Here is a 23,011-nt window from a genome sequence, read left to right on the forward strand (position 1 = left end):
GGTGCTTTTAATGTTTTTTCAAACTATTTTTATACGCCTCAATATTTACTGGTAGCTCTTCCTCTTCCAAAGTATGTTCATTTACATCTTTATGAATGAACGCACCTTTAGGTGGTTGATGATCATGCCCTTTTTTCTTATGATCAAATGCTTTCCCGCGTCCCATACAAATCCCCCTTTCTTAAAAGAAATCCGTATTAGTATGGAGAAAAGTACGTCGATATATGCAATCTCTTGCTGTATTTCCAAGGAAATACTCGAACCTTGTTTTCTACTCTCCTTACAACAACTGATCGATCCCAATAAGAATTAATAATAGTCCTGCGATAACTGTCGCCCATTTCCCTAAGTATTCTGCTAAAAATCGTTTTCCTACATACGCAAAACCACTAATACAAATAAAACTAAACACCCCAGAAATAGTCGCTGTAAGCCAAAGATTTAAATTTGTTACCCCTGCATCAAATCCACCTGCAATATTATTAATAGACAACGCAACTCCTAAAACAATTGCTTCTGAGAAACTAATTGTTTTAGAACCATCAAAATCTGCTTTTTCCGGATTACGTAAAATGCCCATAAGTACATTATCATCTTTAGAACCTGCAGTATTTTTTTGACCCAAGAAAGGCTGGCACAAAATAAACACACCGATTATCCCTAAAACGATTGCTCCAATCAGATTTGCTGTAAACTCTGAAATAAATAACGCAATCCAGTTTCCAAAAAATCCAGCTAGTAAAGTAAATAAAAATCCAAAGAATGCGATGATAAAATTGTTAAACCACGAAATACGAATTTTACGAATGCCATATGCAATTCCAACACCTGCATTATCTAAATTAGAAGCGATCCCGATTAAAAAAATTGAAAATAAGCCTACTGTACTCATAAATAGTCACCCCTTTTTCTCACTTTTCAATGCATATTATGAAAATGTTGAGCAACTGTGCCTGTCTGTTTCATATACTTGTAATAAATGCTCAATATTTTTTCAATACTAAAAAAGGAGTGCCTACACTATGGCTAATGAAAACCCGAATGATCGGCTTGGCAAATTAATAAAAAAACTTTTAAAAGAACGCGCCTTATCTATGCGCCAACTAGGAATACTTACAAATATTGATCCTGCAACAGTCTCAAGAATTATTAATGGAAAACAACCGCCAAAACAAAAACATCTACAAAAATTTGCAGAATGTCTTCAAGTTCCACCCCAATTGTTATTTGATGAAATGTACCCTGATTCTCCTCACATAAATAAAGAAAAAACAGATATGTACACATCTCTTGATACCATTCAGCAAACGCTGCACTCCTCTAACTTATTCGATTTCGATTACACTACAACTCGCGTAAAACAAGAACTCGAAAATTACGAACGCTATGCCCAGACAACAGAAGGCGAAAAACGTATTCATGACAGTTTCGCAAGCAAATTAGAGCAAATTGATAGTGCTGGTCCTTTTATTGAACAATTAACAGATATGTATCAACAATTTTGCAATGAAACCATTTCAAAAGAAGAACGTGCAGTTCTTGGGAGCGCATTACTGTATTTCATTTTATCGACAGATATTATTCCCGACTATCTCTTTCCAATTGGCTATTTAGATGATGCGATCGCCGTTGAATTAGCAAAAGAGAAATTACTTGAAATAAAACGAAAGACATAGCAAAATAAAGAACTATTTCAGTTGTTTATTTTCACCTCTGAAATAGTTCACTAAAAAATCGTACAAGTATACATACTCGTACGATTTTACTATACAAATCTATTTTTTCGTGTGGCACCATTCATATATAAATGCTGTTATTACTTTTGTAAATTCAATTAACTGTTCAATTTCAACTTTCTCATTTACAGAATGTGCTTCTTCTAATGTACCTGGTCCATATATAATCGCTGGAATATGAAACTCACTAAACCAACCGCCATCAGTTACCGTTGCAGACATATCTAAAATTGCATTTTTTGATAAAATAGACTCGTGTACTGAGCTAAGTTTTTTTACAGCTGCATGTTCCCTATCTACTTCTAATGAAGGGAAAATTTCACCACGATCTACAATCATTGATTCTCCGCCCCACTTAAATTGTGGCGGATTTTCACTTAACCATGGATCGGCAGCTGCTACCTTTCCAATATATTCTTCAATTTCTTTTATTATTTGTTCATGTGTTTCGTTCGGATAGAAGTGCACTGTTATCCATAACTGGCACTCATCCGCAATAAACGCCGCATGCCTTCCCCCCTCAATAACAGCTGGATTAATTGTTGTTGTTCCAGATGGATAGCCTTCATATGTTTTCATGACTGCCCAGTGACGCTCTAATTCTTGTAAGCTCTGCACAATTTTCATCATTTTTTCAATCGCACTCGCTCCAAATAAACGTCCTCCAGCATGGATCATTTGTCTGCGCGTTGCATCATGAAACGTTTGCGGACTTTTCACTGTAATCCATCCAGTAATAACACCACCTTGCCCTTGCATATGTAAATCACTCGTATCCACTACGACTGCAAAATCAGCATCGTAACCTCGCCTGCAGCATTGAAGTGTTCCTGCCTCTCCAACTTCTTCCCCTATTACTGATTGAAAGATTAAATCTCCAGGTAATTCAATACCAGCTTCTTGTAAAAGTTGAATGGCAAATAGCGCTCCAGCCAGCCCACCTTTCATATCTGCTGCGCCACGTCCAACTAACCAGCCATCTTTTATAAATGGATCAAATGGATCAGTTTCCCACGCCTCATCTGCTGACACTTCAGCTACATCCATATGACCATTAATAATAAGACTTTTATATGAGTCACTTTTTATTCCTTTTTTTACCCCAACAACGTTCGAATCATTCGGATATACATCCCATTTATTAATACTAAAATTTCGTTTTCTTAAAAACTCTGCAACAAATTCTTGCGCTTCCTTTGTATTTCTCGCTGGCGGTGCTGGTGTTTCAAAACGAATTAATGTTTTTGTAAGTTCTAACAATTCCTCTTTCCTTGAATCTATTTGTTTTAACAACTGCGAAATTTCTCGATTCATCGCTAATTCCCCTTTGCATACATAGTATGTTTCCAGCTTTATTTTCACAAAAAAAGAGACTGTTTACAATTTTACAGTCTCCTAATTGATCACTATTATAAACTCTCTACTTCCGTTGTATTTGTCTTTTCAATATGCTCTACATTACTTCCCTTATTTCTTGTAGCACGATAAAACAGTAAACAAACAATCATAAATGGAATACCACAATACAATGCCATTCTTTGTTCTGGAATAAAGGCCATGCCAACGATTACTGTTACATTTAATAATAGCGCAAGCAGTGGTACGAATGGATACAGCGGTGTTTTAAATTTCAGGTCTTTGACATCCCCGCCCTGCTTTATGTATGACCTTCTAGCTAATAAGTTAGATAGAGCAATAGATGCCCAAACTAGTATCGCTCCAAATCCAGCGATAGAAAGCAGCCATAAATAAACTGTATCTTCCGCATAAATACCTGATAATAATGAGAGACAACCTACAATTGTGCTTACAATCAATGCATAAATAGGAACACCGTTTTTAGATAACTTACCAAAAATCGGACTAATCATTCCTTGATTAGACATAGACCATAGCATACGCGAAGTTGCATATAATCCTGAATTCGCAACGGATAGTACTGCTGTAATAATAACGAAATTTATAATATCTGCTGCATAAGGAATACCAATTTTATCAAATACAACTACGAATGGACTTTCTATTACTCCTGCTTGCTGCCAAGGGAATAGTCCAGCAAGAATAAAAATAGATAGTACAAAGAAAACAAGTATACGCCAAACTGTATTGTTAATTGCCTTCGGGATCGTTTTCTCTGGATTTTCACTCTCACCTGCTGCAATACCAACTAATTCTGTTCCTTGGAAAGAAAAATTAACTGCAATCATTGTAATTAAAATGGCTGATAATCCATTTGGAAACAATCCACCATAATCAGTAAAGCTAGAGAACATTGGCGCTGGTTCATTCCCTTTCATATCTAGAAACCCAAACATTGCTGCCCCGCCCAAAATAATAAATGCAATAATTGTAATTACTTTAATACTTGCAAACCAAAATTCCACTTCCGCAAAACTTCTTGAAGATAACGCATTAATAGCAAAGAGCAGTACCGCGAACACTACACACCAAATCCATGACGGTACATCAGGAAACCAACGTTTCATCAAAATACTAACTGCAATTAATTCAATACCTATCGTAGCAGACCAGTTTAACCACGACATCCATCCCACTACATAACCTGCTGCAGGAGAAATATGCTTTGTCGCATACGTTTGATAAGACCCTGCGTCAGGCATCGCAACAGCTAATTCTCCAAGACAGAGCATCGTTAAATACATTACAAATCCACCGACAAGATACGCTACAATTGCTCCTCCAGGTCCAGCCTCATGAATCGTATAACCTGACCCTAAAAAAAGTCCTGTACCAATAACTCCACCGAGTGCAATCATAAATATGTGCCTGCTTTTCAATTCTCTTTTTAATCCTTGGTTTTGATCCATCATATAAATCCCCCCCTTTTCACTTTGCCAATCCATTTAATGTAAGCGTTTTTAAAATTCTTCACCGTAAAAATAATGATTGAAAAGAGCAAAAATACACATCACTTACATTAATCACTGCCTGTTACTAAAAGGTCATCCCTTACTGTTATTAATAACTTTTGATCAGCAATAGCTTGTCCTTCTACTACTTCTAATGATTCAATATAACCACTGATTCCTATCTTAATTTCTACTTTCTGTTTATCTATCGTTTCAATTAACGCTAATTTCTCCCACTCGTATACGTAAGAACTTTCCGTAACAAATAACTTCTCTACTTTTCCATAACAAGGACTATACACACCTTCTATAACTGTCTTCACTTTATAAATCCCTCCCTCTTATTAATTGACACCGAAACGTTGTATATCCTGTAAAATTTCATATTCTCCCCTCTAGAGATTTCAAATATTATTTATGCAAAATACGTACCAAGTCTCTAATTCATGTATTAAATGAGAGTTTCATACAAAAAAATGTGCACAACCGCAAAATTTTTCGATCATTTAAAAAGTTTTAAACGAAAAATAGCAAAAATTTTTTGCGATTTTATAAGAATTTTAATAAAATTATAAAAAGTCAGTCTTCATAGGGTGAAATGAGGAGAAGATGTTACATGCATACAGAAGAAATTAATTTCAAACAAATTATTGAAATGAATATGCTATATGAAACTTTAATCAATGAACTCGATATCGGGATTCATATTATTAATGAGGAAAGTAAAACGATTGTCTATAACCGCAAAATGATGGAAATTGAATCAATGGATCGCTTAGATGTGCTATATAAAAGTCCTTTAGAGGTATTTGCATTTGAAGAAAATAAAAATAGTACTCTTATAGAGGCATTAAAATTTGGAAAAACAAAGAAAAATATAAAACAAACGTATTTTAACAATAAAGGACAAGAAATTACAACGATTAACGATACTTTTCCTATAATAGAAAATGGAAAAATTAAAGGCGCTATTGAAATATCAAAAGAAATTAGTAACTTAAAGCAAACAATAAGAATGGGCCCTTCTCGAAAACAAAGTACTAAATTTACCTTTGATCACATAATTGGTGATTCTGAAGCTATTCAATCAATCATTACTGAAGGAAAAAGAGTAATTCGTACATCTTCCTCCATACTTCTAGTAGGAGAAACAGGCACTGGGAAAGAACTATTTGCACAAAGCATCCATAATGAAAGTCAGCGTTCAACAAAACCCTTTATTTCACAGAACTGTGCCGCTATACCTGATACACTCATGGAAAGCTTATTATTCGGTACAAACCGAGGTGCATTTACAGGAGCTATCGATAAAGCTGGTTTATTTGAAGAAGCGAACGGAGGAACTTTGTTATTAGATGAAATCAACTCATTAAGTCCAGCACTTCAAGCGAAGTTACTACGAGCTATACAAGAAAAAACAATACGAAGAATCGGAGGCACACACGAAAAAGAAATTGATGTTCGTATTATAGCAACTATTAATGAAGATCCTTTCGAAGCCATCGCACATAATCGATTAAGAGAAGACTTATATTACCGATTAAGCGTCGTTACTTTATGTCTTCCGCCTTTACGTGAAAGAAAAGAAGATATTCTAGCTCTTGTTCAGCACTTTATTGAAAAATATAATACTCAATTTGGGCTCAACGTAACCGATGTAGATGTAAATGTAAGAGAATTTTTCTATGCATACGATTGGCCTGGAAACGTACGGGAGTTGGAACATATAATTGAAGGTTCCATGAACTTGATAGAAGATGAAACCATCATTACAGCGTTTCATATGCCTACTCGCTTTCGTGAACGAATAAAAACAGAATTCAATATGCAGCATGCACTAACTAATCACAATACTGATGCACCTAAAACTTTAAAACACACAATAGAAAAAATGGAAAAGAACTACATTAATCAAATTCTTAAAGAGAATCATGGCAACATTTCACAAGCTGCAAAATTTTTAGGATTAAGTAGGCAAAACTTACAATATCGAATTAAAAAACTGCATTTACACATATGAAATAAACATGTCTCCAAGTGCAAAAATAACTTGGTAAAATATGTTATAATAAACATATAACATGCTAGAAAGGGGCTATATATATGAGTAATGATAAAAAATTAAAGTTATTACACTACTTATACCTTCTCCCTGCTGTTCTATGTATAATGTTATTCATTAATGGTGATATGAGTAGCTTTCCTTATGCAAAGCTATTAGGAACAATTAGTGGCTCCTTTGCAGCTATTATGCTTGCTGCTTTTTGGAATTTGAAGCTACGTATAAAAAACGAGAAATCTTCGTAATACTAAAAAAATCGAGCTACTTAGCCCGATTTTTTTATTTGCCATTAAAACTCAACATTCTCTAAATACAACCCACTTGCCTCAGCAAGACAATTAATTTGATTGCGCTGCTTTTCCTCTAAAATGTTTGGAATTGCTTCAGCGTCTAATTGTCCTAATCCAACTTCAATTAATGCCCCGACAATTTTTCTTACCATATTATGAAGGAAGCCGTTACCACTTACTCTAATTTGTACAAACCCTGCCTCTTCCATCACATCAAGTGTATATACTTCTCGAACCATAGATTTTTTCTTTGATTTCGCATTTGAAAAAGCAGTAAAGTCATGTGAACCAACTAAATGTTTCGCAGCTGCTTTCATGCTTTTCACATTTAATTTTTTATTCACATGCATGCTGTATTTACGCATAAATGGATTTGTATGCTCTTCATTCCAAATTTTATACAGATATGTTTTTGCTTTAGAATTGTAACGAGCATGGAAACGATCATGTACTTCTTCCACATTCGTAATGCTAATATCATTAGGTAAATATTGATTTAAATATTTTTTCACTTTATGTTCCACTAACTTCTCATCACTTTGAAAGTTAGCAACTTGATTCAAAGCATGTACACCAGCGTCTGTTCTACTACAACCAATAATTTCAATTTCTTTTCCGACCATTTCAGATATGACACTTTCGATTTTTCCTTGAATTGTATTATCGTTATTACCGAGACGTTGCCATCCTTTAAAACGTGCGCCATCGTACTGAATTGTTAATTTATAATTATGCATAATATTCTCCTTCATAGAAAATATTCCCTCATACCATGAGGGAATATTAATAAACTTTACTTTCTAACAAGCTTCACTACATTTTCTACGTGAGCTGTATGCGGGAACATATCAACTGGTTGCACATACTCCACTTCATAGCTCTTCATTAATGCTTGTACATCACGTGCTAATGAAGAAGGATTACAAGACACATACACAACTTGTTTCGGCTTCACCTTTAAAATTGTTTCCAGTAATTTATCATCGCAACCTGTACGTGGTGGATCGACAACAATTACATCTGGACGCCATCCTTCTTTTACCCATTTCGGTAACCATTGTTCAGCTTTACCTGCTTCATATTTCGTATTTGTAAATCCGTGACGCTTTGCATTTTTTCTTGCATCTGCAATCGCTTCTGGAATTACATCCATACCACGTACTTCCGCTGCATCATTTGCAAGCCAAAGACCGATTGTACCAACGCCACAATACGCATCTACAATTTTCTCATCGCCTGTTAACGCAGCGGCTTTTTTTGCTTCATTATATAAAACAACGGTTTGCTCTGGATTCAACTGGAAGAACGCACGTGCTGATAATTCAAATGATAAATCACCAAGTGTTTCTTGAATTACTTCTTTTCCAGCTAATTTAAATGTTTTGTCGCCAAAAATAACAGATGTTTTACGCCAGTTTACATTTTGCATAATTGATTTAACCGCTGGCATCTGTTTTTGTACTTCTGCAATAAATTGTTCTTTATTTGGTAATTCTTCTTTTGTTGTAATAAGTGTAACTTGTACTTCACCTGTTTGAACTGCAGTACGTGTTACAATTGTGCGTACTAAACCTTTTTGTTTTTTCTCATTGTAAATAGAAACATTTAATTTTTCTAAAATACGTCTTACAACTTTTGTCGCTTCATTCGTTGCTTTATGTTGAATCATACAGTGAGCGATATCAATTAACTGATGTGAGTTTTGTTTATATAGCCCTGTAATAACCTTTTCGTCTTTACGCCCCACTTGTAATTGACTCTTATTACGATAATGCCATGGATTTTCCATGCCAAGCGTTGGACGAATTTTCTCTTCCATACTATTTTTCATGTACTTCTCAAATGCTTGTACAACGATATCACGCTTTTGATTCAATTGTTCTTTATAATCTAAATGTTGCAGCTGACAACCGCCACACTCCTCATATACTGGACACGGTGCTTTCACACGATGCGGTGAAGCTTTACGAACTTTTTTCACTTTCGCTTCAGCGAAGCCACGCTGAATTTTCGTTGTTTCTGCAACAACTTCTTCTCCTGGTAATGCCCCTGGAATGAAAACAACTTGTCTCTTAAAATAACCAACGCCTTCTCCGTTAATCCCAAGACGTTTAATTGTCACAGGAAACGTTTGACCAACTTCCAACTTACTCTCATGTTGCTTTTGTATCATTATTACACCTCTACTCTATACTTTTCCATAAATATAACGCTGCATAACTGCAGTATGGTTCACACTCTTGTTTCAATTTTTCTAAAAATGCATCATCAGGTTTATCATCTAATTGAAATATACCTTGCACTGCACGCTGAATCCCAATGTCCGCTTTCGGGAACATATTTTTCCGTCCAAGCCCAAACATTAAAAAGTTTTGCACTGTCCATGCACCAATTCCCCTAATTGGCAACAATTGTGCTGAAATGTCTTCTTCCGTCCCATTTTCTATACTCGCTAAATTTAATGTACCACTGACAATACTTCGACCTAATCCTACTATATATTCAGCCTTTCGCTGACTAAACTTCTGCTCTCTCAATTCTTCTATTGAAATATTTGCTACTATTTCCGGAGTGGGGAAAAAGAATACACCGTTCTTCTCTGTTCCATACCGTTTCACAAATTGTTCTGTTAACACAGTAGCAAATTTCAAATTTATTTGTTGGTGAATGATACAGCGAAGCAGACAAGCAAAATAATCAAATTCTAAAATAATTGGAGTATAAGCATATGTTTCAAATAGTGGACGTAATGATGTGTTTAAAAAATGATTTTGTATATCTTGAAACGGTTCATTCCAATGAAAAATGGCTCTCATTCGTTTCATGACTTTCTCTGGATCTCCTGTCTGACTAGAAATCCAAAACTGTGGATTTTGAACAGTACCAATCCCTTGTAAGCGAACAACAACCTGTTCCTCGTCGATACAAAGCGGGATATAAATAACTTTCTCATCTAATTGAATGACGTTAAGAGGATCAAAAGATAAACGTTTTAATACTTCTTCAAAATGATACGGATACTCTAACGTAACATGCTCGCTCCACATACGTTTCCCCATCCTTTTTACACATCATTATAGCATGAGAAAACCGTAAGCATACATGCTTACGGTTGATTGCCTTTTACTAAGTCATCTAGACTTTTAAAATGATACCCTTTCTCGCGCAAATCATCAATGATTTTTGCAAGTGCTTCTGCATTATCTTTTGATATTGCATGAAGTAATAAAATAGATCCTGGATGAATCATCGTCATAACATTATTATGCGCATATTGCCATCCTCTTTGCTGATCCACTTTCCAATCCAAAAATGCAAGTGACCAAAATACATTATAATAGCCCATTTCTTTCGTAAGAGCTAACGTTCTTTCACTAAATACACCGCGCGGAGGACGTACATATTTCACTTCTTTTTGCCCAGTTACTTTTTTAATTTCTTCTGTTACACTCGTTAATTCTTCACGAAGTTTCTCATCATTTACCGCTGTAAAATCAGGATGACTCCAAGAATGGTTTCCAATAATGTGTCCTTCATCCTTCATTCTTAACAATAAATCTTTTTGTGTTTTAATGTAATGTCCCGTTACAAAGAAAGTTGCTGGTACTTTTTTCTCTTTTAGTACATCTAATATTTTCCCTGTGTATCCATTCTCATATCCATTATCAAATGTTAAATAAATATCTTTTTTCTTCGTATCTCCTAAATAAAACCCGCCATTTTTTTGTAGTAAATCTGTATATAACTTTCCTGCATCTGGTACTGTTTCATTTTTAGGACGCGGGATTCCCCAGTTATGTGGAGTATTTGTATAAGCCAGTGCTGAAACTGGAACAAGTGCCATCATAATTGAAAAAATGAGACCGATATATAACCATTTATATTTCATAAATAGTCTCCTTTCCATATATAATCGTACTTGTAGTTTCTGTTGCAACGCATTCTTTCATGCTGAACATGTTTTTCTATATATACCAAAAAAATGCATCTCGAATCATTCGAGATGCATTTTTTATTTACTTAAATACTGGCTCTTTAAAGCTAGCTAATTTTTCAAGTGATGTTTTATCAACATCTGCATGTAAGCTATTACCATGAGAGTCCATCGTTACAACTGCTTTAAACCCGTCGATACGTAAATGCCACATTGCTTCTGGAATACCAAATTGTAAGAAATCAACATCTTTCACTTCTTTAATACATTCAGCATAATATTGCGCTGCACCACCGATTGCGTTTAAATATACACCGCCATGTTCTTCTAAAGCCGCTAATGTTTTCGCACCCATACCGCCTTTTCCAATGACAGCGCGAATACCGAATTTCTTCATAATATCGCCTTGGTACGGTTCTTCACGAATACTTGTCGTTGGACCTGCCGCTTTAATTTGCCAATTGTCATTTTCATCTTTCACAACAACTGGACCACAGTGGTAAATAATTTGTCCATTTAAATCTACTGGACAATCATTATCCATTAAATGCTTATGGATTGCGTCACGACCTGTATACATCATGCCATTAATTGTTACAACATCACCAACGCGAAGTTCACGAATTTGCTCTTCTGTAATTGGTGCTTGTAATACAATCTCACGTTGCTCTGTTTTTTCTTGTGCTTCATGCTGAAGTGTATCTTCACCTTCTTGATATAACCAATCCATAATTTCACCTGTTTCAGGATGGATTGTTACACCTAGGCGGCGATATGCCCAACAATTATACGCCACAGATACGTAGAAGCTAGCCGGCAGGCGGTTATACACGCCAATTTTACAGCCCAGTAAAGTTGTTTCTCCACCAAATCCCATTGTACCAATGCCAAGCTTATTCGCATTTTCTAATACGTACTCTTCAAGTTGTTGTAACTCTGGTACTGGATTGACATCATCTAATGTACGGAATAATTGATTTTTTGCTAATTCATAACCTGATGTGCGGTCTCCCCCGATACCAACACCAATTACACCAGCGCTACATCCTTGCCCTTGTGCTTGATATACTGCATGAAGAAGGCATTTACGAATCCCTTCTAAATCACGGCCAGCTCGTCCAAGTCCTTCTAGTTCACACGGTAAGCTATATTGAATATTTTTATTCTCACAGCCACCACCTTTTAGGATTAAACGTGCATCAATATAATCTTTTTCCCATTGTTCAAACTTAATCACCGGTGTACCTGGTCCTAAATTATTTCCACTATTATCTCCAAAAAGAGAATCAACAGAATTGGGACGAAGTTTACCATCTTTTGTCGCCCGCTCAAGCGCATTATAGATAGCTTCCTTCAACTTTAATTGATTCACACCAACTGGTGTATAAATTTTAAACGTTGGCATCCCTGTATCTTGGCAAATCGGCGAGATGTTATCATCGGCCATTTTAATATTATTTGTAATTGTGCCAAGTGCCATCGCAGAACGAGTCCCTGCATTTTCTCGCTCTTTCGCTTGTTGAATCGCACGACGAACATCTTTCGGTAAGTTCGTTGACGTTTCAACAATTAGTTGATACATGCTTTCTTGAAGCTTTTCCATTGTTACTTCCCCCTCAATTGTGAACGCTACCAAAACGTTATGAGCTAAAAATTCAATTGTTATGCTCTTTAGCTATTTATTTCACGCTATTAGAGCATAAATGAAATTTTTCACAACTTGATTATACCTCTTTTTCTATCGTCCTTCTATTACCCGAACAGAAAAAGGCTACCAAATTGGAATTGGTAGCCTTTTTAATATATTATTCGTCTTTTTTAAATTGCTCACATTTTAATTCTAATTCATCTAACATTGCAAGAAGACGATCTACATCTTCTAATTCTACTTCTTCGGGTTCAATTGTATCAATTACTTCAATGAACATATTTAAACGTTCTTTTAAATATACTAATTGTGTATCTTTATCTTGAATTGCTTTTCCCATGAAGGCACTCTCCTTTTAATTCGAGTTGCTTTTATTATACCGCAAAAACGATTGCTATGGGCATGAAATTTCATCAATTTTGTCATAGTCATCCACTATAATGTAAGCCCTCTCTCTTTTCATGATAAAAAGTTTCACTTTATAAAAAGCACATATTCTTCTATTATAGAGAATGGACAAATTGTTATTTCAATAGTCAAAGGAGTATTTCATATGACGATATCACAAAAAATGAAGCCGATTACTCCTTCTTACGATCCATGGGAAGCGTATATGGACCTTGAAGAGTACGGCAAACTACTATTAACAAATGTTGAATTTACAACGACGACGTTATGCAATATGCGCTGTGAGCATTGCGCTGTTGGTTACACGTTACAGCCGAAAGACCCAAATCCGCTTCCGATGGATCTTTTATTAAAACGATTAGATGAGATTCCTCATTTACGTTCTTTAAGTATTACTGGCGGAGAACCTATGCTTTCAAAAAAATCCGTCGACAACTATGTAACACCACTCTTAAAATACGCCCATGAACGAGGCGTTCGCACTCAAATCAACTCTAACTTAACTATAGATTTAGCACGTTACGAACAAATTATTCCTTATTTAGACGTATTGCATATCTCTCATAACTGGGGAACAATCGATGACTTCGTTGAAGGCGGATTTGCAATGATGGAGCGTAAACCTACTTACGAACAACGTGCAAAATTATTCGAAAGAATGATTACAAATAGTAAGGCTCTATCAGATGCAGGTGTACTTGTATCTGCCGAAACAATGTTAAACAAAAGAACTCTACCACATATTGAACATATTCACCGCCAAATCGTCGAAGAGATGGGCTGTAAACGTCATGAAGTTCATCCAATGTATCCAAGTGACTTCGCGAGTAATCTAGAGATTTTAACAAAAGCTGAAATTCGTGATGCGATTGAGCATTTACTAGAAATTCGCGATGAAAATGTATGGATGTTATTTGGAACTTTACCTTTCTATGCTTGTAGCGATGACGAGCGAGACATTGCCACATTTAAAAAGTTACAAGAGAGCAAAAATGTAACTGTTCGTAACGATCCAGATGGTCGTTCACGCTTAAATGTAAATATTTTTGATGGCAATATTATCGTTACTGATTTTGGTGATGTTCCACTTCTAGGAAACATACAAACAAACACATTACAAGAAGCGTATGAAAAATGGAGCGCTTCAAAAACTGCAAAATCATTAAGCTGTCACTGTCCTGCAGTAAAATGTCTTGGACCAAATGTTCTTGTAAAAAACAGCTACTATCCGACAGAAGATTTCTTATCAAAAACAGCAAACATTACATTATAAAAAAACGTCAGCTTATAAGCTGACGTTTTTTCATGTTATTGCGAGTGGGAAGAAGAAATGAATTTAAAATACAAATGATCATGAATTGGAATAGCAGCTCCAATTCCTTGAGAAGTAATATTTTTCACAACAAGTCTTTTTTGATTTCCCTTTAATACAAGATACACTTCTCCAAATGTTACTTTTCCTTTTTCATTTACTGCTGGTGTATAAGCGTATAAATATCCGAGTTGACTCGGACTAATATTATACACACGCTCATGTCCAGTACCATAACCAATGGTCGTTTTAAACGAAAGGGGTAATTGTACTTTTTCAAGTGCTTTGAGAAGCATCATTTTTTTCACATCTGCAGCATCTTTCATATCTGCTGTTAAATCGCCTTCAACCGTCTTTTGTGTTTCTTGCTTATAGCGAAGTGGATATAAACGGTCTCCTCCGCGATTATCATACACATTTCGATTCACTTGTTTATATTCCCAATTAATCGATGTGTCTACTGATTCATAATGTAAAGCCCATTGACCCAAATAAATTTTTGCCCGATACCCTACTGCAAGCGGCGCATTTGAAATTGTCGTTTCATTAAACATCCGAATTAAGTCTGGATTTTCAATTTTAATATTAGCCGTTTTCAATAGCTCTTGAGCAAATTTACTTGGTTGCAAACGTGGCAAATCTTGCGCATCATTTGGAAATGTATTGTCTTTTGAAATATTTAAAACAGATGAAGGCATTTTTGTTCCTACTGTTGTCTTTGCAAAACTCATGTTAGGAAATAATAAAATAAACGAGACCATAGTTGAAAGACATATGCTGTATACTCGTTTCACCTGTCTGGCTCCTTCCTATGTAGGTATATATACTACTTCGTTTATTGTTTTCTCTGAGCGCAATTGTTATGCCTATTTTTCATAATAAATAAAAACCAATTCCCATAATGACATACGCCGCTAGTAAAGTGCCACCTTCAAACCAGTTTGTATCTCCATCATTGGAAATCGCAATCGTTAAGAAAACGGCTGTAATCATAGACACAAGTTCTGGTATGGTAAATACTAAAGGCATCCTTTGCGTGAAGAACATAGATAGCAATACTAATACAGGAGCAACAAACATGGCGATTTGTAATGTAGAGCCTATTGCAATTTCGACTGCAATATTTACTTTATTTTTATAAGCCATAATAATTGCAGACGCATGTTCCGCTGCATTCCCAACAATTGCAACGATAATAACCCCTATAAATAACTCTGACCAGCCAAATGACTTTGCGACAGTTTCAAAAGTATGTACGAGTGCCTCTGACACATAAGCTACTGCCAGTGTTGCTATCGCTAAAATAAGGAGCGCCTTCCCTTTCGACCACTCTGGCTCTTCTTCATGCGCTACTTCGTCACTTTTATGTTGATATACACCACGGTGCGTAACTAACTTAAATAGTAATGCAGCAAGGTACATGATAATCATAATAATAGAAACACCTATACTTAATTGATACGTCTTGCCAGCGTCCATCTTCATTGAAAAGATCTCTGGAATAACAAAGGCCACAACAACAGCAAATATTAATAAAGCTGAATTATGCCTTGCATCATATACATTAAAACTTTGTCTTTTGTATTTAAGACCTCCAACAAAGAAAGATAACCCCCCTACCAATAATAAATTTCCAAGTACAGAACCGGTTAAAGAAGCTAACACCACTTCAATTAACCCTGCTTGAAGTGCAAAAATTGAAATGATAAGTTCAACAGCATTACCGAAAGTAGCATTTAATAACCCGCCTATTCTAGGACCAGAAACAATTGCTAAACTCTCTGTTGCTCTCCCCATAAAACCAGCTAATGCGATAATCGTAATACAATACACAGCGAACATAAGTGTTTCTGGCCAATGAAGTGTTTTTCCAAGTACAGATAGTGGTACACCTATAAGTGCTACTATAAGAAATATTTTATTAAACATGCTTTTCATCCTTCCATCGTATGTATTTCTCCTCAATATTATTATTATTCTTCTCCTAACTTGTCCGATTTCATCACAATTACGTTTAAAAAATGGACTTGAAGAAAACAGTATGAAAGATATTTAAATTATCTTGTTTAAACAGAGAAAATATAAATTAGGAAAAGAGGTAAAGAATATGCACTTAAAAGAGAAAATTGCAACTATTATCCAAGGACAACGTACCGGTGTATTATCTACAGTACGTAACGAAAAACCCCATAGTGCCTTTATGATGTTTTTCCATGAAGATTTTGTACTATATGTTGCAACAGATCGACAATCAAAAAAGATAACAGATATTGAACAAAATCCTAATGTCCATGTACTACTCGGACGAGAAGGAAAAAAATTAGATGAAGATTATATTGAAGTTGAAGGATTAGCTTCAATCGAGGAAGACTCAACATTAAAAAACAAGTTTTGGAATAATAGCTTAAAACGTTGGTTACTCGGTCCTGAAGACCCTAATTACGTATTGATAAAAATTAATCCCGACACAATTTATTACATTGATGGTGCCGGTACGACGGAGCCTGAGTTTTTACGACTATAAAATAAAACAAGCCCCCCCTTAGGTGGGCTTGTTTTGTCGAAAAGTTCTTTTAAAAAAATAATAAAATAGGTGGAACTTTCTAAAGATTCTGTTATATAATAGCAGTAACTTAAATAAACTGTATTAAAACAGATTGAGAGGAGAAATAAAATTGATGAAGAGAGAAGAACGCAAAAACATGATTGAGTTTATTGAAAAGAAAAAAGGGATTGAGCGTGACGAATTACTGTTTATGACAGACGATGAAGTAGAACATATTTATAATGTAACGTACTTTTTATATGAGGAAATTGCAGAGTAGTATAATAATCCCCACCTTATTAAAAATATAAGGTGGGGATTATTTCGTTATTTAGCCCACTATTTGCAGGCAGTAAAACTCCCACCTTAAAATTCAGGTGGAGCAAGAAGTTAAGTTGAAGTCGCGCTTTCTATAAAGCTCAATTGCTTCAACTTTATACATGAGAATGATTTTCATGTATAATACTGTAAGATTGGAGGAATTTTACTATGAGTTCGTGGCTCTTATTTGCACTATTATCAGCAATTGCTGCTGCCCTTGTATCGATTTTTGGAAAGTTTGGTTTAGACGGCATCGATGCAAACGTTGCAACAACAATTCGATCTATTATTATGGCATTATTTATGATAGGCGTTATTATCATACAAGGTAAATTTCAAAATATCGGCGACGTACTGCTAAATAAAAAAGCACTGCTATTTATCACATTAAGTGGGGTTGCAGGTGCTTCGTCATGGCTATTTTATTTTCTTGCCCTCAAAACAGGAAAGGTTTCACAAGTAGCTCCTGTCGATAAATTAAGCGTCGTATTTTCTATCATTCTCGCTATGATTATCCTCGGTGAAAAGTTAAACTTTATGACCGGTGTTGGTGTAGTCTTTATTACAGCTGGTGTATTATTTATTGCTTTCAGCTAAAAAAACCGCTATTAGCGGTTTTTCTTTTTCTTTATGTACAACCATACAACACATGTAACAACTGCTGAAATTAATAAAATCCATATTCCATAATGATGTAAACTATACTCAACGAAGCGCCACTTCTCGCCTAACTTCCAGCCAAGCCCAATAAAAACACTTATCCAAATGAACGCACCACCGTAAGCGTACAAACAAAAACGCCAAAGTGTCAAATTTGATACCCCAGCAAAATATGCCGTTAAATGACGTACTCCCGGTATAAAATAACCAATCATTAAAAGAAATGGCCCATATTTTTCAAATAAAATATGTGTTTTTTCAATGTGATGTTCTTTAATTCTAATTTTCGGCCCATATTTCTTTAAAACAGGGAGCCCAAGTTTTAAACCTAATATGTAGCTTAACGTGATCCCTAACATCGCACCAGCCATCCCACTTAAAAAAGCAGCAGTTCCTGACATAACTCCTTTTGAAACATTATAACCAACAAAGGTCAATAAAAACTCGTCTGGTATCGGTAATCCGACAATCCCACCAGCCAAAGCTATAACAATTCCAAAATAGCCATAATGCGCGATTAACTCGCCAATATGTTGTTCCATTCGGAAGACACATCCTATGCACGATCGTTATTCCACATTGTACCCTTTCTATCTTTAAGGCAAACATGGTATACATATTCACTATACATTGTTTTTATAATGAACTCTACTTCTATTCTTTCCTTTAACAGAGATAAAGTGAAACTTTAATCAGTGGGAGTTTTCTTCATCCTCTACCAATTATTAACCTAAGCCAATCTTGCTTCTACAGACATCCCGACTCCCACATAACTTACTTATATTCACCAATTTTGAGATTAGATTCTTACTGCCCGCAAATAACCCGATAAAAAATAAAAATTCATATGCGTGTTTTTTTGTTACAATAAAGGAAAGTTACTTTTCGCAACGGTTTAACTCTCAAGAAAAATGATATATCTAGCAAAAACATAGTTTGGTCTATATAATGCAACTTCTACCTATTAAAAGAACATACACCCTTTTACATACGACATCATTTTTCTAAATTATACAGGGGGGAACGAACATGACCATTGAAAATCAATTTATTCAAAAAGTTTACTATAAAACATTTTTAACAGAAGAAACTTCTACTCCTGCATCGGAAGTACTCGGTGAAGCATATATAAATGAATCTAAAAATGAATTCTCCAACATTTCTAATATTCGATTTGCTCAAGGTGAATTTTATTATCAAAATAAAGATTTTGAAGCAGCTATATTTAAATGGGAAAAAGTAAATAATGCTCTTGCACTTTGGGCGACAAAAAATATTGCAGATGCTTATTTTGAACTAGGATTCTTACCAAAGGCAGAAGAACTTTATCAATCTATTCAAACGGAAGATACAACTCTTACGATGGAGGTTTCCTTACAACTTCTTTCTCTTTATATCGAACAAGATCGTTTAGGACTCGCTTTTAAGACGATTAGTGAAGCTGTTGCATTCCAACCGGATTATCCAAATATTACTGCAATTGCACGTTCTTTCTATGAAAAACAAGAAGATTGGAACAACGCTATCGAACTAGCTGTTCAAGAAGGTATTCGAACACAATCTTTACACTGGTTTGATACGTTAATAAATTACATAAACAAAGGATTTACAAAAAATATTAAGCCTGAATATTTCTATGAGTCTTTAAAAGCTCTATATGCTGTTGATCAAGCTCAATTTAAAGAACTTGTTATTGCTCTTTGGAATAGCTATCAACATGAATCCTTATACCTTCCTTGGATTCAAAGTATCAATCATTTATTCTTGCATATTGAAACAGACAATAATGACGATTGGAATGAAATTTCTACTCGCTATCAAGAAACATACTTTGCATTAATTACCGGAAATCACTTTATGCATGAATTAAACGGACTTGTACCAAATTTATTAACAAATTGGTTCAGTTTAACGAAAGCAAAAGATTCTCTAGTTGTCTCTGCAGCAGTGTTAGCATGGAATGAAGTCTCACCTACAACTTTAGAATCATTACTCGTAAAAAGTGCTGGATCCTTACTTTCTAATACATCAGCTGAAGCAGATGTAAATATGGAAACAGTTTCTCATTTATTCGAAACAATCGCTGTATGGGCTGAGAAAAATGATGTAGATTTAAGTCATCAATTTACGCTACTAGTCCATGAACTATGTGATTTAAATATCACACCACTACTAATAGCTGGAACTAGTGACCATGATAAAACATCATTTGTTAATTCAATATTAGGAGAGAACATCTTAACTGAAACTTTAACAACTCCTATTCTATTTAAAGACGCTAGTCAAACTGAAATAACAGAATTTACCGAGTTAGATATACGAAATATCCCTAACCTTGATGAATTCCATCAAATAACGGCTACATCTGCTCAGTCAGAACTTGAGAAAAAATGTATAGAAATTAAGCTACCAAGTAGGTTTTTAAGAAAAAATAAGTTTACATTTCTTCTTACACCATCCATTCAAGAGCAATTGGATAAAAGCAATGCATACTTTGAATACTTACAAGCAGCAGATAGTCTTGTTTACGTATTAAATTCTTCTTCACCATTGCATAGTAAAGAAATTGATACATTAATTTATTTACGTGAACAAGTACCAAACTTACAAATTCACTTCGTATTACACACAAATAATACGACTACTAATGAAAAACTAATTAGTAAACTTAAAATACATTTTCCAGATGCACAATTCTTCCCATACTCTCCTTCGCAAGAGAGTAGCCAGCAACTTGGAGATGTAACAGAATCTATTCTCTCTAATCTTGCAAAGCGCGATATAGAAAAAGAACGTATAGAAAAGCTAATATGGTTTACGCAAAAGACAATTGCTTATCTCATAAATGAACGTGTGGAATTAGAAAATACATTAGTAAAATCCGTACGCTGGAATAAACACATCTCAGTGAAACTTACTGGATTTATTAATAACCTTACTGCTCTTGAAAAAGATAAAATTCGCTCTATTACCGAATCTTATCTTTTAACGAAAGAAGAAATTACACGAGATATACATTCTCAAATTCCTGAATTATTACAGAGTTGCTCTGATCTTGTTCAAGAAGATAGTGATTTCAAACTAGTTCATGAAGAATTAAATGCTGCAATGAATGAACGTGTTCAAAAGCATGTACAACAGGTACTTCTTCCTAAATTTACTGGGTCTATTCAAGAATGGATTGAAACCGCACATAATGAATTTATTCAAGCTCAAGCTTATTTAGATGAAATGAGTGAAACGTTTAATAAATTATATAAAGAAGAACGTATGAAACTTCCTTGCGATTTCAAATTATTAGATGACTGGAATCGAGATGTTGCACGAATGACAAATCGAATTACAGTAACGAACATCAATATTTTATTACGCTTTACACCGACACAGTTTTTCTTAAAAAGTGCCGGAAAATTATTTGGTAATATGCAAAAAAACCAATCTATGCTCGCCAACAAATATAAACAATATATTGAAACAGAAGACTATACAGAAATTGCTCACACAATTTCCAAACAATTCTTCCTTCAATTTGAAGTATTTGAAGGTGCATTAGAACGTGATATCATGATGTTCTTCAAAGATCCACTTAATATATTGAAACAAAATGTAGATGCAGCTCAACTTGAGATACAGGAAGACGAGCAAACATTAGCGACGCTAAGAAGTAATCCAGAAACATATCATGATCCTTTGGCGTTATTTAAGCTACAATTACTACAACATAAATTTGTTTTAAGTACTACAAAGAAACATGAAGATATCTTTGTATCAAACGAATCTCCTACTGTTTAACAAAAAAACCAAGCAAACTAAAATTTGCTTGGTTTTTTTTACTTTATTATTTTCATATGTTCAAACGGATAATAAATGCCTGCTAACTTTCCTAACACATCTTCTCTATCAATAAAACCTAAACCATTTCTACTATCTTTACTTATTAAGCGATTATCTCCCATAACAAAAATCTTATTTTTAGGAACTGTAATCGGTCCAAAGTCCTCTGTTAAATTCATAAGTTTTTTTTCTGCTTGTTTTTTATTACTATCCAAATACTCTTCATCTTTCACTTCAGAATTTACATATAATTGATCATTTCTCATCTCAATTATATCTCCAGGCAATCCAATCACTCTTTTGACATAAAAATTATCTGTTTTCACAACAATAATATCTTCTCTCCCATAGCTTTCAAATTGTTTTGCTAACTTATTAACAATCACCTTATCTCCATCTTGCAACGTTGGCCTCATAGATGCTCCTTTTACAGTCGTCGGAAAAAACACAAAAATTTTCGCCAAAAACACCAATAAACATGCAATTGCAATAGTTCCAAAGAATTCACGCCAACGTTTTTTCTTTTGCATCATTTCACCAACTCATCGTCTTTTTACTTTTATTATAAATAATACGACCGATGATTTTCTACAAAATTCTGAATTATAAAATTATAATATTAGAAATTTTAAAATAAAAATACTGATCAAATTAACAAGCAAAAAAGATACTCTCAAAATAGTCTATCCACTATTTTTGAGAGTATCTTTTTATAATCCCACATATATAATACACATTTGAGCAGCTACATATGTAAACCAAATCCAAAGTGGCTCATACTTCAATTTACGCCCTCCGATATCTGTCACGCCAATAATGAAATCAGAAATTACAAACAGTAAGCCACCAAACGCTGGTATCCACCATATCCCTGTATTTTCATAATATAAGGCGAATGCAAAGCAAGCCATTCCTCCAACCCACAATCCGTAAATTAGAGCTCCTATCGTAAACAACTTATCCTGTTTATCATTTCGGATAAAGAAGAACCATCCTACAATTAGAAAGAGCCCATATACGAGTAAGCCAATCCAAAAACCATTCCATGAAATTCCTGTTTGCAAAAATGCTTTTACATAAAAGCAATGAGCAAGAGCGAAAGTAACCATCCCTCCAATTAATCGATGACCAATTGGAATCAGCCCAGCCATAAACAAATCTCCCACAGTCGATAAAGTCATACCAAGTGCAACCCACGTACTATACTCTACAGATGGATCTTGTAACCATATGCAAATTGCACTACCTGTTAAAGAAAAACTAAGAATAAGACGAATTGCTAAAGGTAACGGCATATTATCTTTCGTTTTTTTTGTCTGCCCCATTGCATAAATTGCACCAATAAAAAAAAGAAATATTTGCCCAATTAACACCACGTAAAGTAGATTCAT

24 protein-coding genes are annotated in these 23,011 nt (G+C 34.7%); 8 read left to right on the forward strand and 16 right to left on the reverse strand.

Going from position 1 to position 23,011, the window contains the following annotated elements; translation table 11 throughout:
- Window positions 1-7 precede the first annotated feature (7 nt).
- The gene (locus tag ACTFRY_RS25485) at window positions 8-166 is read right to left on the reverse strand and encodes a hypothetical protein (RefSeq protein ID WP_000532409.1); all 159 of its coding nucleotides are present in this window, start codon (window positions 164-166) and stop codon (window positions 8-10) included.
- A 114-nt stretch (window positions 167-280) separates the two neighbouring features.
- Window positions 281-892 (reverse strand): sporulation membrane protein YtaF, encoded by a 612-nt coding sequence (gene ytaF, locus ACTFRY_RS25490; protein WP_000108729.1) that lies wholly within the window; start codon window positions 890-892, stop codon window positions 281-283.
- A gap of 130 nt (window positions 893-1,022) precedes the next feature.
- Between ytaF and ACTFRY_RS25495 the strand changes: the two genes are divergently transcribed.
- Window positions 1,023-1,676, forward strand: coding sequence for a DUF1232 domain-containing protein (locus ACTFRY_RS25495; protein ID WP_061663405.1), 654 nt, complete (start codon window positions 1,023-1,025; stop codon window positions 1,674-1,676).
- A 99-nt stretch (window positions 1,677-1,775) separates the two neighbouring features.
- Here ACTFRY_RS25495 and ACTFRY_RS25500 read toward each other — a convergent pair whose 3' ends face one another.
- The 3 genes from ACTFRY_RS25500 to ACTFRY_RS25510 all read right to left on the reverse strand — a co-directional run bounded on the left by ACTFRY_RS25500 (window position 1,776) and on the right by ACTFRY_RS25510 (window position 4,929).
- Window positions 1,776-3,050, reverse strand: coding sequence for an acetylornithine deacetylase (locus ACTFRY_RS25500; protein WP_098616490.1), 1,275 nt, complete (start codon window positions 3,048-3,050; stop codon window positions 1,776-1,778).
- A 95-nt stretch (window positions 3,051-3,145) separates the two neighbouring features.
- A complete protein-coding gene (locus ACTFRY_RS25505) occupies window positions 3,146-4,567 on the reverse strand; it encodes an amino acid permease (RefSeq protein ID WP_000969247.1) in 1,422 nt (473 codons plus the stop codon).
- 107 nt (window positions 4,568-4,674) lie between these two features.
- Entirely contained in the window at window positions 4,675-4,929 is a 255-nt protein-coding gene (locus tag ACTFRY_RS25510; protein WP_000859489.1) for a biotin/lipoyl-containing protein, read from the reverse strand.
- Between the two features lie 293 nt (window positions 4,930-5,222).
- Here ACTFRY_RS25510 and ACTFRY_RS25515 point away from each other — a divergent pair, with 293 nt between their 5' ends.
- Together ACTFRY_RS25515 and ACTFRY_RS25520 are read left to right on the forward strand one after the other, a co-directional pair.
- Window positions 5,223-6,626: a sigma-54 interaction domain-containing protein gene (locus ACTFRY_RS25515; RefSeq protein ID WP_098616491.1), complete on the forward strand. Its 1,404-nt coding sequence runs from the start codon at window positions 5,223-5,225 to the stop codon at window positions 6,624-6,626.
- A gap of 83 nt (window positions 6,627-6,709) precedes the next feature.
- On the forward strand, window positions 6,710-6,913 hold the full coding sequence (locus tag ACTFRY_RS25520; protein ID WP_000063854.1) for a hypothetical protein: 204 nt from the start codon (window positions 6,710-6,712) through the stop codon (window positions 6,911-6,913).
- Window positions 6,914-6,957: 44 nt separating this feature from the next.
- Here ACTFRY_RS25520 and truA read toward each other — a convergent pair whose 3' ends face one another.
- The 6 genes from truA to ACTFRY_RS25550 all read right to left on the reverse strand — a co-directional run bounded on the left by truA (window position 6,958) and on the right by ACTFRY_RS25550 (window position 12,880).
- The gene (gene truA, locus ACTFRY_RS25525; protein WP_000553118.1) at window positions 6,958-7,695 is read right to left on the reverse strand and encodes a tRNA pseudouridine(38-40) synthase TruA; all 738 of its coding nucleotides are present in this window, start codon (window positions 7,693-7,695) and stop codon (window positions 6,958-6,960) included.
- A gap of 56 nt (window positions 7,696-7,751) precedes the next feature.
- A complete protein-coding gene (gene rlmD / locus ACTFRY_RS25530; protein ID WP_000615200.1) occupies window positions 7,752-9,131 on the reverse strand; it encodes a 23S rRNA (uracil(1939)-C(5))-methyltransferase RlmD in 1,380 nt (459 codons plus the stop codon).
- Window positions 9,132-9,141: 10 nt separating this feature from the next.
- Window positions 9,142-10,005, reverse strand: a complete 864-nt coding sequence (locus ACTFRY_RS25535; RefSeq protein WP_000269421.1) for a DNA-3-methyladenine glycosylase family protein — start codon at window positions 10,003-10,005, stop codon at window positions 9,142-9,144.
- Between the two features lie 59 nt (window positions 10,006-10,064).
- Complete coding sequence (pdaA, locus tag ACTFRY_RS25540) at window positions 10,065-10,847, reverse strand: delta-lactam-biosynthetic de-N-acetylase (protein ID WP_000875956.1); 783 nt, start codon at window positions 10,845-10,847, stop codon at window positions 10,065-10,067.
- A gap of 127 nt (window positions 10,848-10,974) precedes the next feature.
- The gene (gene fumA / locus ACTFRY_RS25545; RefSeq protein WP_000413527.1) at window positions 10,975-12,495 is read right to left on the reverse strand and encodes a class I fumarate hydratase; all 1,521 of its coding nucleotides are present in this window, start codon (window positions 12,493-12,495) and stop codon (window positions 10,975-10,977) included.
- A gap of 202 nt (window positions 12,496-12,697) precedes the next feature.
- Complete coding sequence (locus ACTFRY_RS25550; RefSeq protein ID WP_000513558.1) at window positions 12,698-12,880, reverse strand: SE1561 family protein; 183 nt, start codon at window positions 12,878-12,880, stop codon at window positions 12,698-12,700.
- 213 nt (window positions 12,881-13,093) lie between these two features.
- Between ACTFRY_RS25550 and yfkAB the strand changes: the two genes are divergently transcribed.
- On the forward strand, window positions 13,094-14,221 hold the full coding sequence (yfkAB, locus tag ACTFRY_RS25555; protein ID WP_000156023.1) for a radical SAM/CxCxxxxC motif protein YfkAB: 1,128 nt from the start codon (window positions 13,094-13,096) through the stop codon (window positions 14,219-14,221).
- Window positions 14,222-14,256: 35 nt separating this feature from the next.
- Here the strand turns inward: yfkAB and ACTFRY_RS25560 are convergent, their stop codons facing one another.
- Both ACTFRY_RS25560 and cax read right to left on the reverse strand, forming a co-directional pair.
- Window positions 14,257-15,054, reverse strand: coding sequence for a YfkD famly protein (locus tag ACTFRY_RS25560; RefSeq protein WP_002102695.1), 798 nt, complete (start codon window positions 15,052-15,054; stop codon window positions 14,257-14,259).
- Window positions 15,055-15,133: 79 nt separating this feature from the next.
- Entirely contained in the window at window positions 15,134-16,189 is a 1,056-nt protein-coding gene (cax, locus tag ACTFRY_RS25565; protein ID WP_136986108.1) for a calcium/proton exchanger, read from the reverse strand.
- Between the two features lie 178 nt (window positions 16,190-16,367).
- On the opposite strand from cax, the gene ACTFRY_RS25570 reads away from it, so the two are divergent.
- The 3 genes from ACTFRY_RS25570 (at window position 16,368) to ACTFRY_RS25580 (ending at window position 17,723) form a co-directional block, all read left to right on the forward strand.
- On the forward strand, window positions 16,368-16,784 hold the full coding sequence (locus ACTFRY_RS25570) for a pyridoxamine 5'-phosphate oxidase family protein (protein WP_000550220.1): 417 nt from the start codon (window positions 16,368-16,370) through the stop codon (window positions 16,782-16,784).
- A gap of 154 nt (window positions 16,785-16,938) precedes the next feature.
- Complete coding sequence (locus ACTFRY_RS25575) at window positions 16,939-17,085, forward strand: BH0509 family protein (RefSeq protein ID WP_000817786.1); 147 nt, start codon at window positions 16,939-16,941, stop codon at window positions 17,083-17,085.
- Between the two features lie 209 nt (window positions 17,086-17,294).
- Window positions 17,295-17,723 (forward strand): EamA family transporter, encoded by a 429-nt coding sequence (locus ACTFRY_RS25580; RefSeq protein ID WP_000100296.1) that lies wholly within the window; start codon window positions 17,295-17,297, stop codon window positions 17,721-17,723.
- Between the two features lie 11 nt (window positions 17,724-17,734).
- Here the strand turns inward: ACTFRY_RS25580 and ACTFRY_RS25585 are convergent, their stop codons facing one another.
- Complete coding sequence (locus tag ACTFRY_RS25585) at window positions 17,735-18,328, reverse strand: DedA family protein (RefSeq protein ID WP_000434874.1); 594 nt, start codon at window positions 18,326-18,328, stop codon at window positions 17,735-17,737.
- 487 nt (window positions 18,329-18,815) lie between these two features.
- Between ACTFRY_RS25585 and ACTFRY_RS25590 the strand changes: the two genes are divergently transcribed.
- A complete protein-coding gene (locus ACTFRY_RS25590; RefSeq protein ID WP_016117117.1) occupies window positions 18,816-21,578 on the forward strand; it encodes a tetratricopeptide repeat protein in 2,763 nt (920 codons plus the stop codon).
- A gap of 38 nt (window positions 21,579-21,616) precedes the next feature.
- Here ACTFRY_RS25590 and lepB read toward each other — a convergent pair whose 3' ends face one another.
- Both lepB and ACTFRY_RS25600 read right to left on the reverse strand, forming a co-directional pair.
- The gene (lepB, locus tag ACTFRY_RS25595; RefSeq protein ID WP_000983308.1) at window positions 21,617-22,153 is read right to left on the reverse strand and encodes a signal peptidase I; all 537 of its coding nucleotides are present in this window, start codon (window positions 22,151-22,153) and stop codon (window positions 21,617-21,619) included.
- Between the two features lie 177 nt (window positions 22,154-22,330).
- Window positions 22,331-23,011 carry a lysoplasmalogenase gene (locus ACTFRY_RS25600; RefSeq protein WP_098616492.1) on the reverse strand — a complete coding sequence of 227 codons (681 nt, stop codon included), beginning with the start codon at window positions 23,009-23,011 and terminating at the stop codon, window positions 22,331-22,333.

Origin of the sequence: Bacillus cereus group sp. MYBK195-1, assembly GCF_051916605.1 — a bacterium.
GTDB classification, from domain to species: Bacteria; Bacillota; Bacilli; order Bacillales; family Bacillaceae_G; genus Bacillus_A; species Bacillus_A cereus.

Bases quoted from the DNA above. Each gene is read 5' to 3' on its own strand.
- ACTFRY_RS25485 (WP_000532409.1), bottom strand. From the start codon at position 166: ATGGGACGCGGGAAAGCATTTGATCATAAGAAAAAAGGGCATGATCAT.
- ytaF (WP_000108729.1), bottom strand. From the start codon at position 892: ATGAGTACAGTAGGCTTATTTTCAATTTTTTTAATCGGGATCGCTTCT.
- ACTFRY_RS25495 (WP_061663405.1), top strand. From the start codon at position 1,023: ATGGCTAATGAAAACCCGAATGATCGGCTTGGCAAATTAATAAAAAAA.
- ACTFRY_RS25500 (WP_098616490.1), bottom strand. From the start codon at position 3,050: ATGAATCGAGAAATTTCGCAGTTGTTAAAACAAATAGATTCAAGGAAA.
- ACTFRY_RS25505 (WP_000969247.1), bottom strand. From the start codon at position 4,567: ATGATGGATCAAAACCAAGGATTAAAAAGAGAATTGAAAAGCAGGCAC.
- ACTFRY_RS25515 (WP_098616491.1), top strand. From the start codon at position 5,223: ATGCATACAGAAGAAATTAATTTCAAACAAATTATTGAAATGAATATG.
- ACTFRY_RS25520 (WP_000063854.1), top strand. From the start codon at position 6,710: ATGAGTAATGATAAAAAATTAAAGTTATTACACTACTTATACCTTCTC.
- truA (WP_000553118.1), bottom strand. From the start codon at position 7,695: ATGCATAATTATAAATTAACAATTCAGTACGATGGCGCACGTTTTAAA.
- rlmD (WP_000615200.1), bottom strand. From the start codon at position 9,131: ATGATACAAAAGCAACATGAGAGTAAGTTGGAAGTTGGTCAAACGTTT.
- ACTFRY_RS25535 (WP_000269421.1), bottom strand. From the start codon at position 10,005: ATGTGGAGCGAGCATGTTACGTTAGAGTATCCGTATCATTTTGAAGAA.
- pdaA (WP_000875956.1), bottom strand. From the start codon at position 10,847: ATGAAATATAAATGGTTATATATCGGTCTCATTTTTTCAATTATGATG.
- fumA (WP_000413527.1), bottom strand. From the start codon at position 12,495: ATGGAAAAGCTTCAAGAAAGCATGTATCAACTAATTGTTGAAACGTCA.
- ACTFRY_RS25550 (WP_000513558.1), bottom strand. From the start codon at position 12,880: ATGGGAAAAGCAATTCAAGATAAAGATACACAATTAGTATATTTAAAA.
- yfkAB (WP_000156023.1), top strand. From the start codon at position 13,094: ATGACGATATCACAAAAAATGAAGCCGATTACTCCTTCTTACGATCCA.
- cax (WP_136986108.1), bottom strand. From the start codon at position 16,189: ATGTTTAATAAAATATTTCTTATAGTAGCACTTATAGGTGTACCACTA.
- ACTFRY_RS25570 (WP_000550220.1), top strand. From the start codon at position 16,368: ATGCACTTAAAAGAGAAAATTGCAACTATTATCCAAGGACAACGTACC.
- ACTFRY_RS25575 (WP_000817786.1), top strand. From the start codon at position 16,939: ATGAAGAGAGAAGAACGCAAAAACATGATTGAGTTTATTGAAAAGAAA.
- ACTFRY_RS25580 (WP_000100296.1), top strand. From the start codon at position 17,295: ATGAGTTCGTGGCTCTTATTTGCACTATTATCAGCAATTGCTGCTGCC.
- ACTFRY_RS25585 (WP_000434874.1), bottom strand. From the start codon at position 18,328: ATGGAACAACATATTGGCGAGTTAATCGCGCATTATGGCTATTTTGGA.
- ACTFRY_RS25590 (WP_016117117.1), top strand. From the start codon at position 18,816: ATGACCATTGAAAATCAATTTATTCAAAAAGTTTACTATAAAACATTT.
- lepB (WP_000983308.1), bottom strand. From the start codon at position 22,153: ATGATGCAAAAGAAAAAACGTTGGCGTGAATTCTTTGGAACTATTGCA.
- ACTFRY_RS25600 (WP_098616492.1), bottom strand. From the start codon at position 23,011: ATGAATCTACTTTACGTGGTGTTAATTGGGCAAATATTTCTTTTTTTT.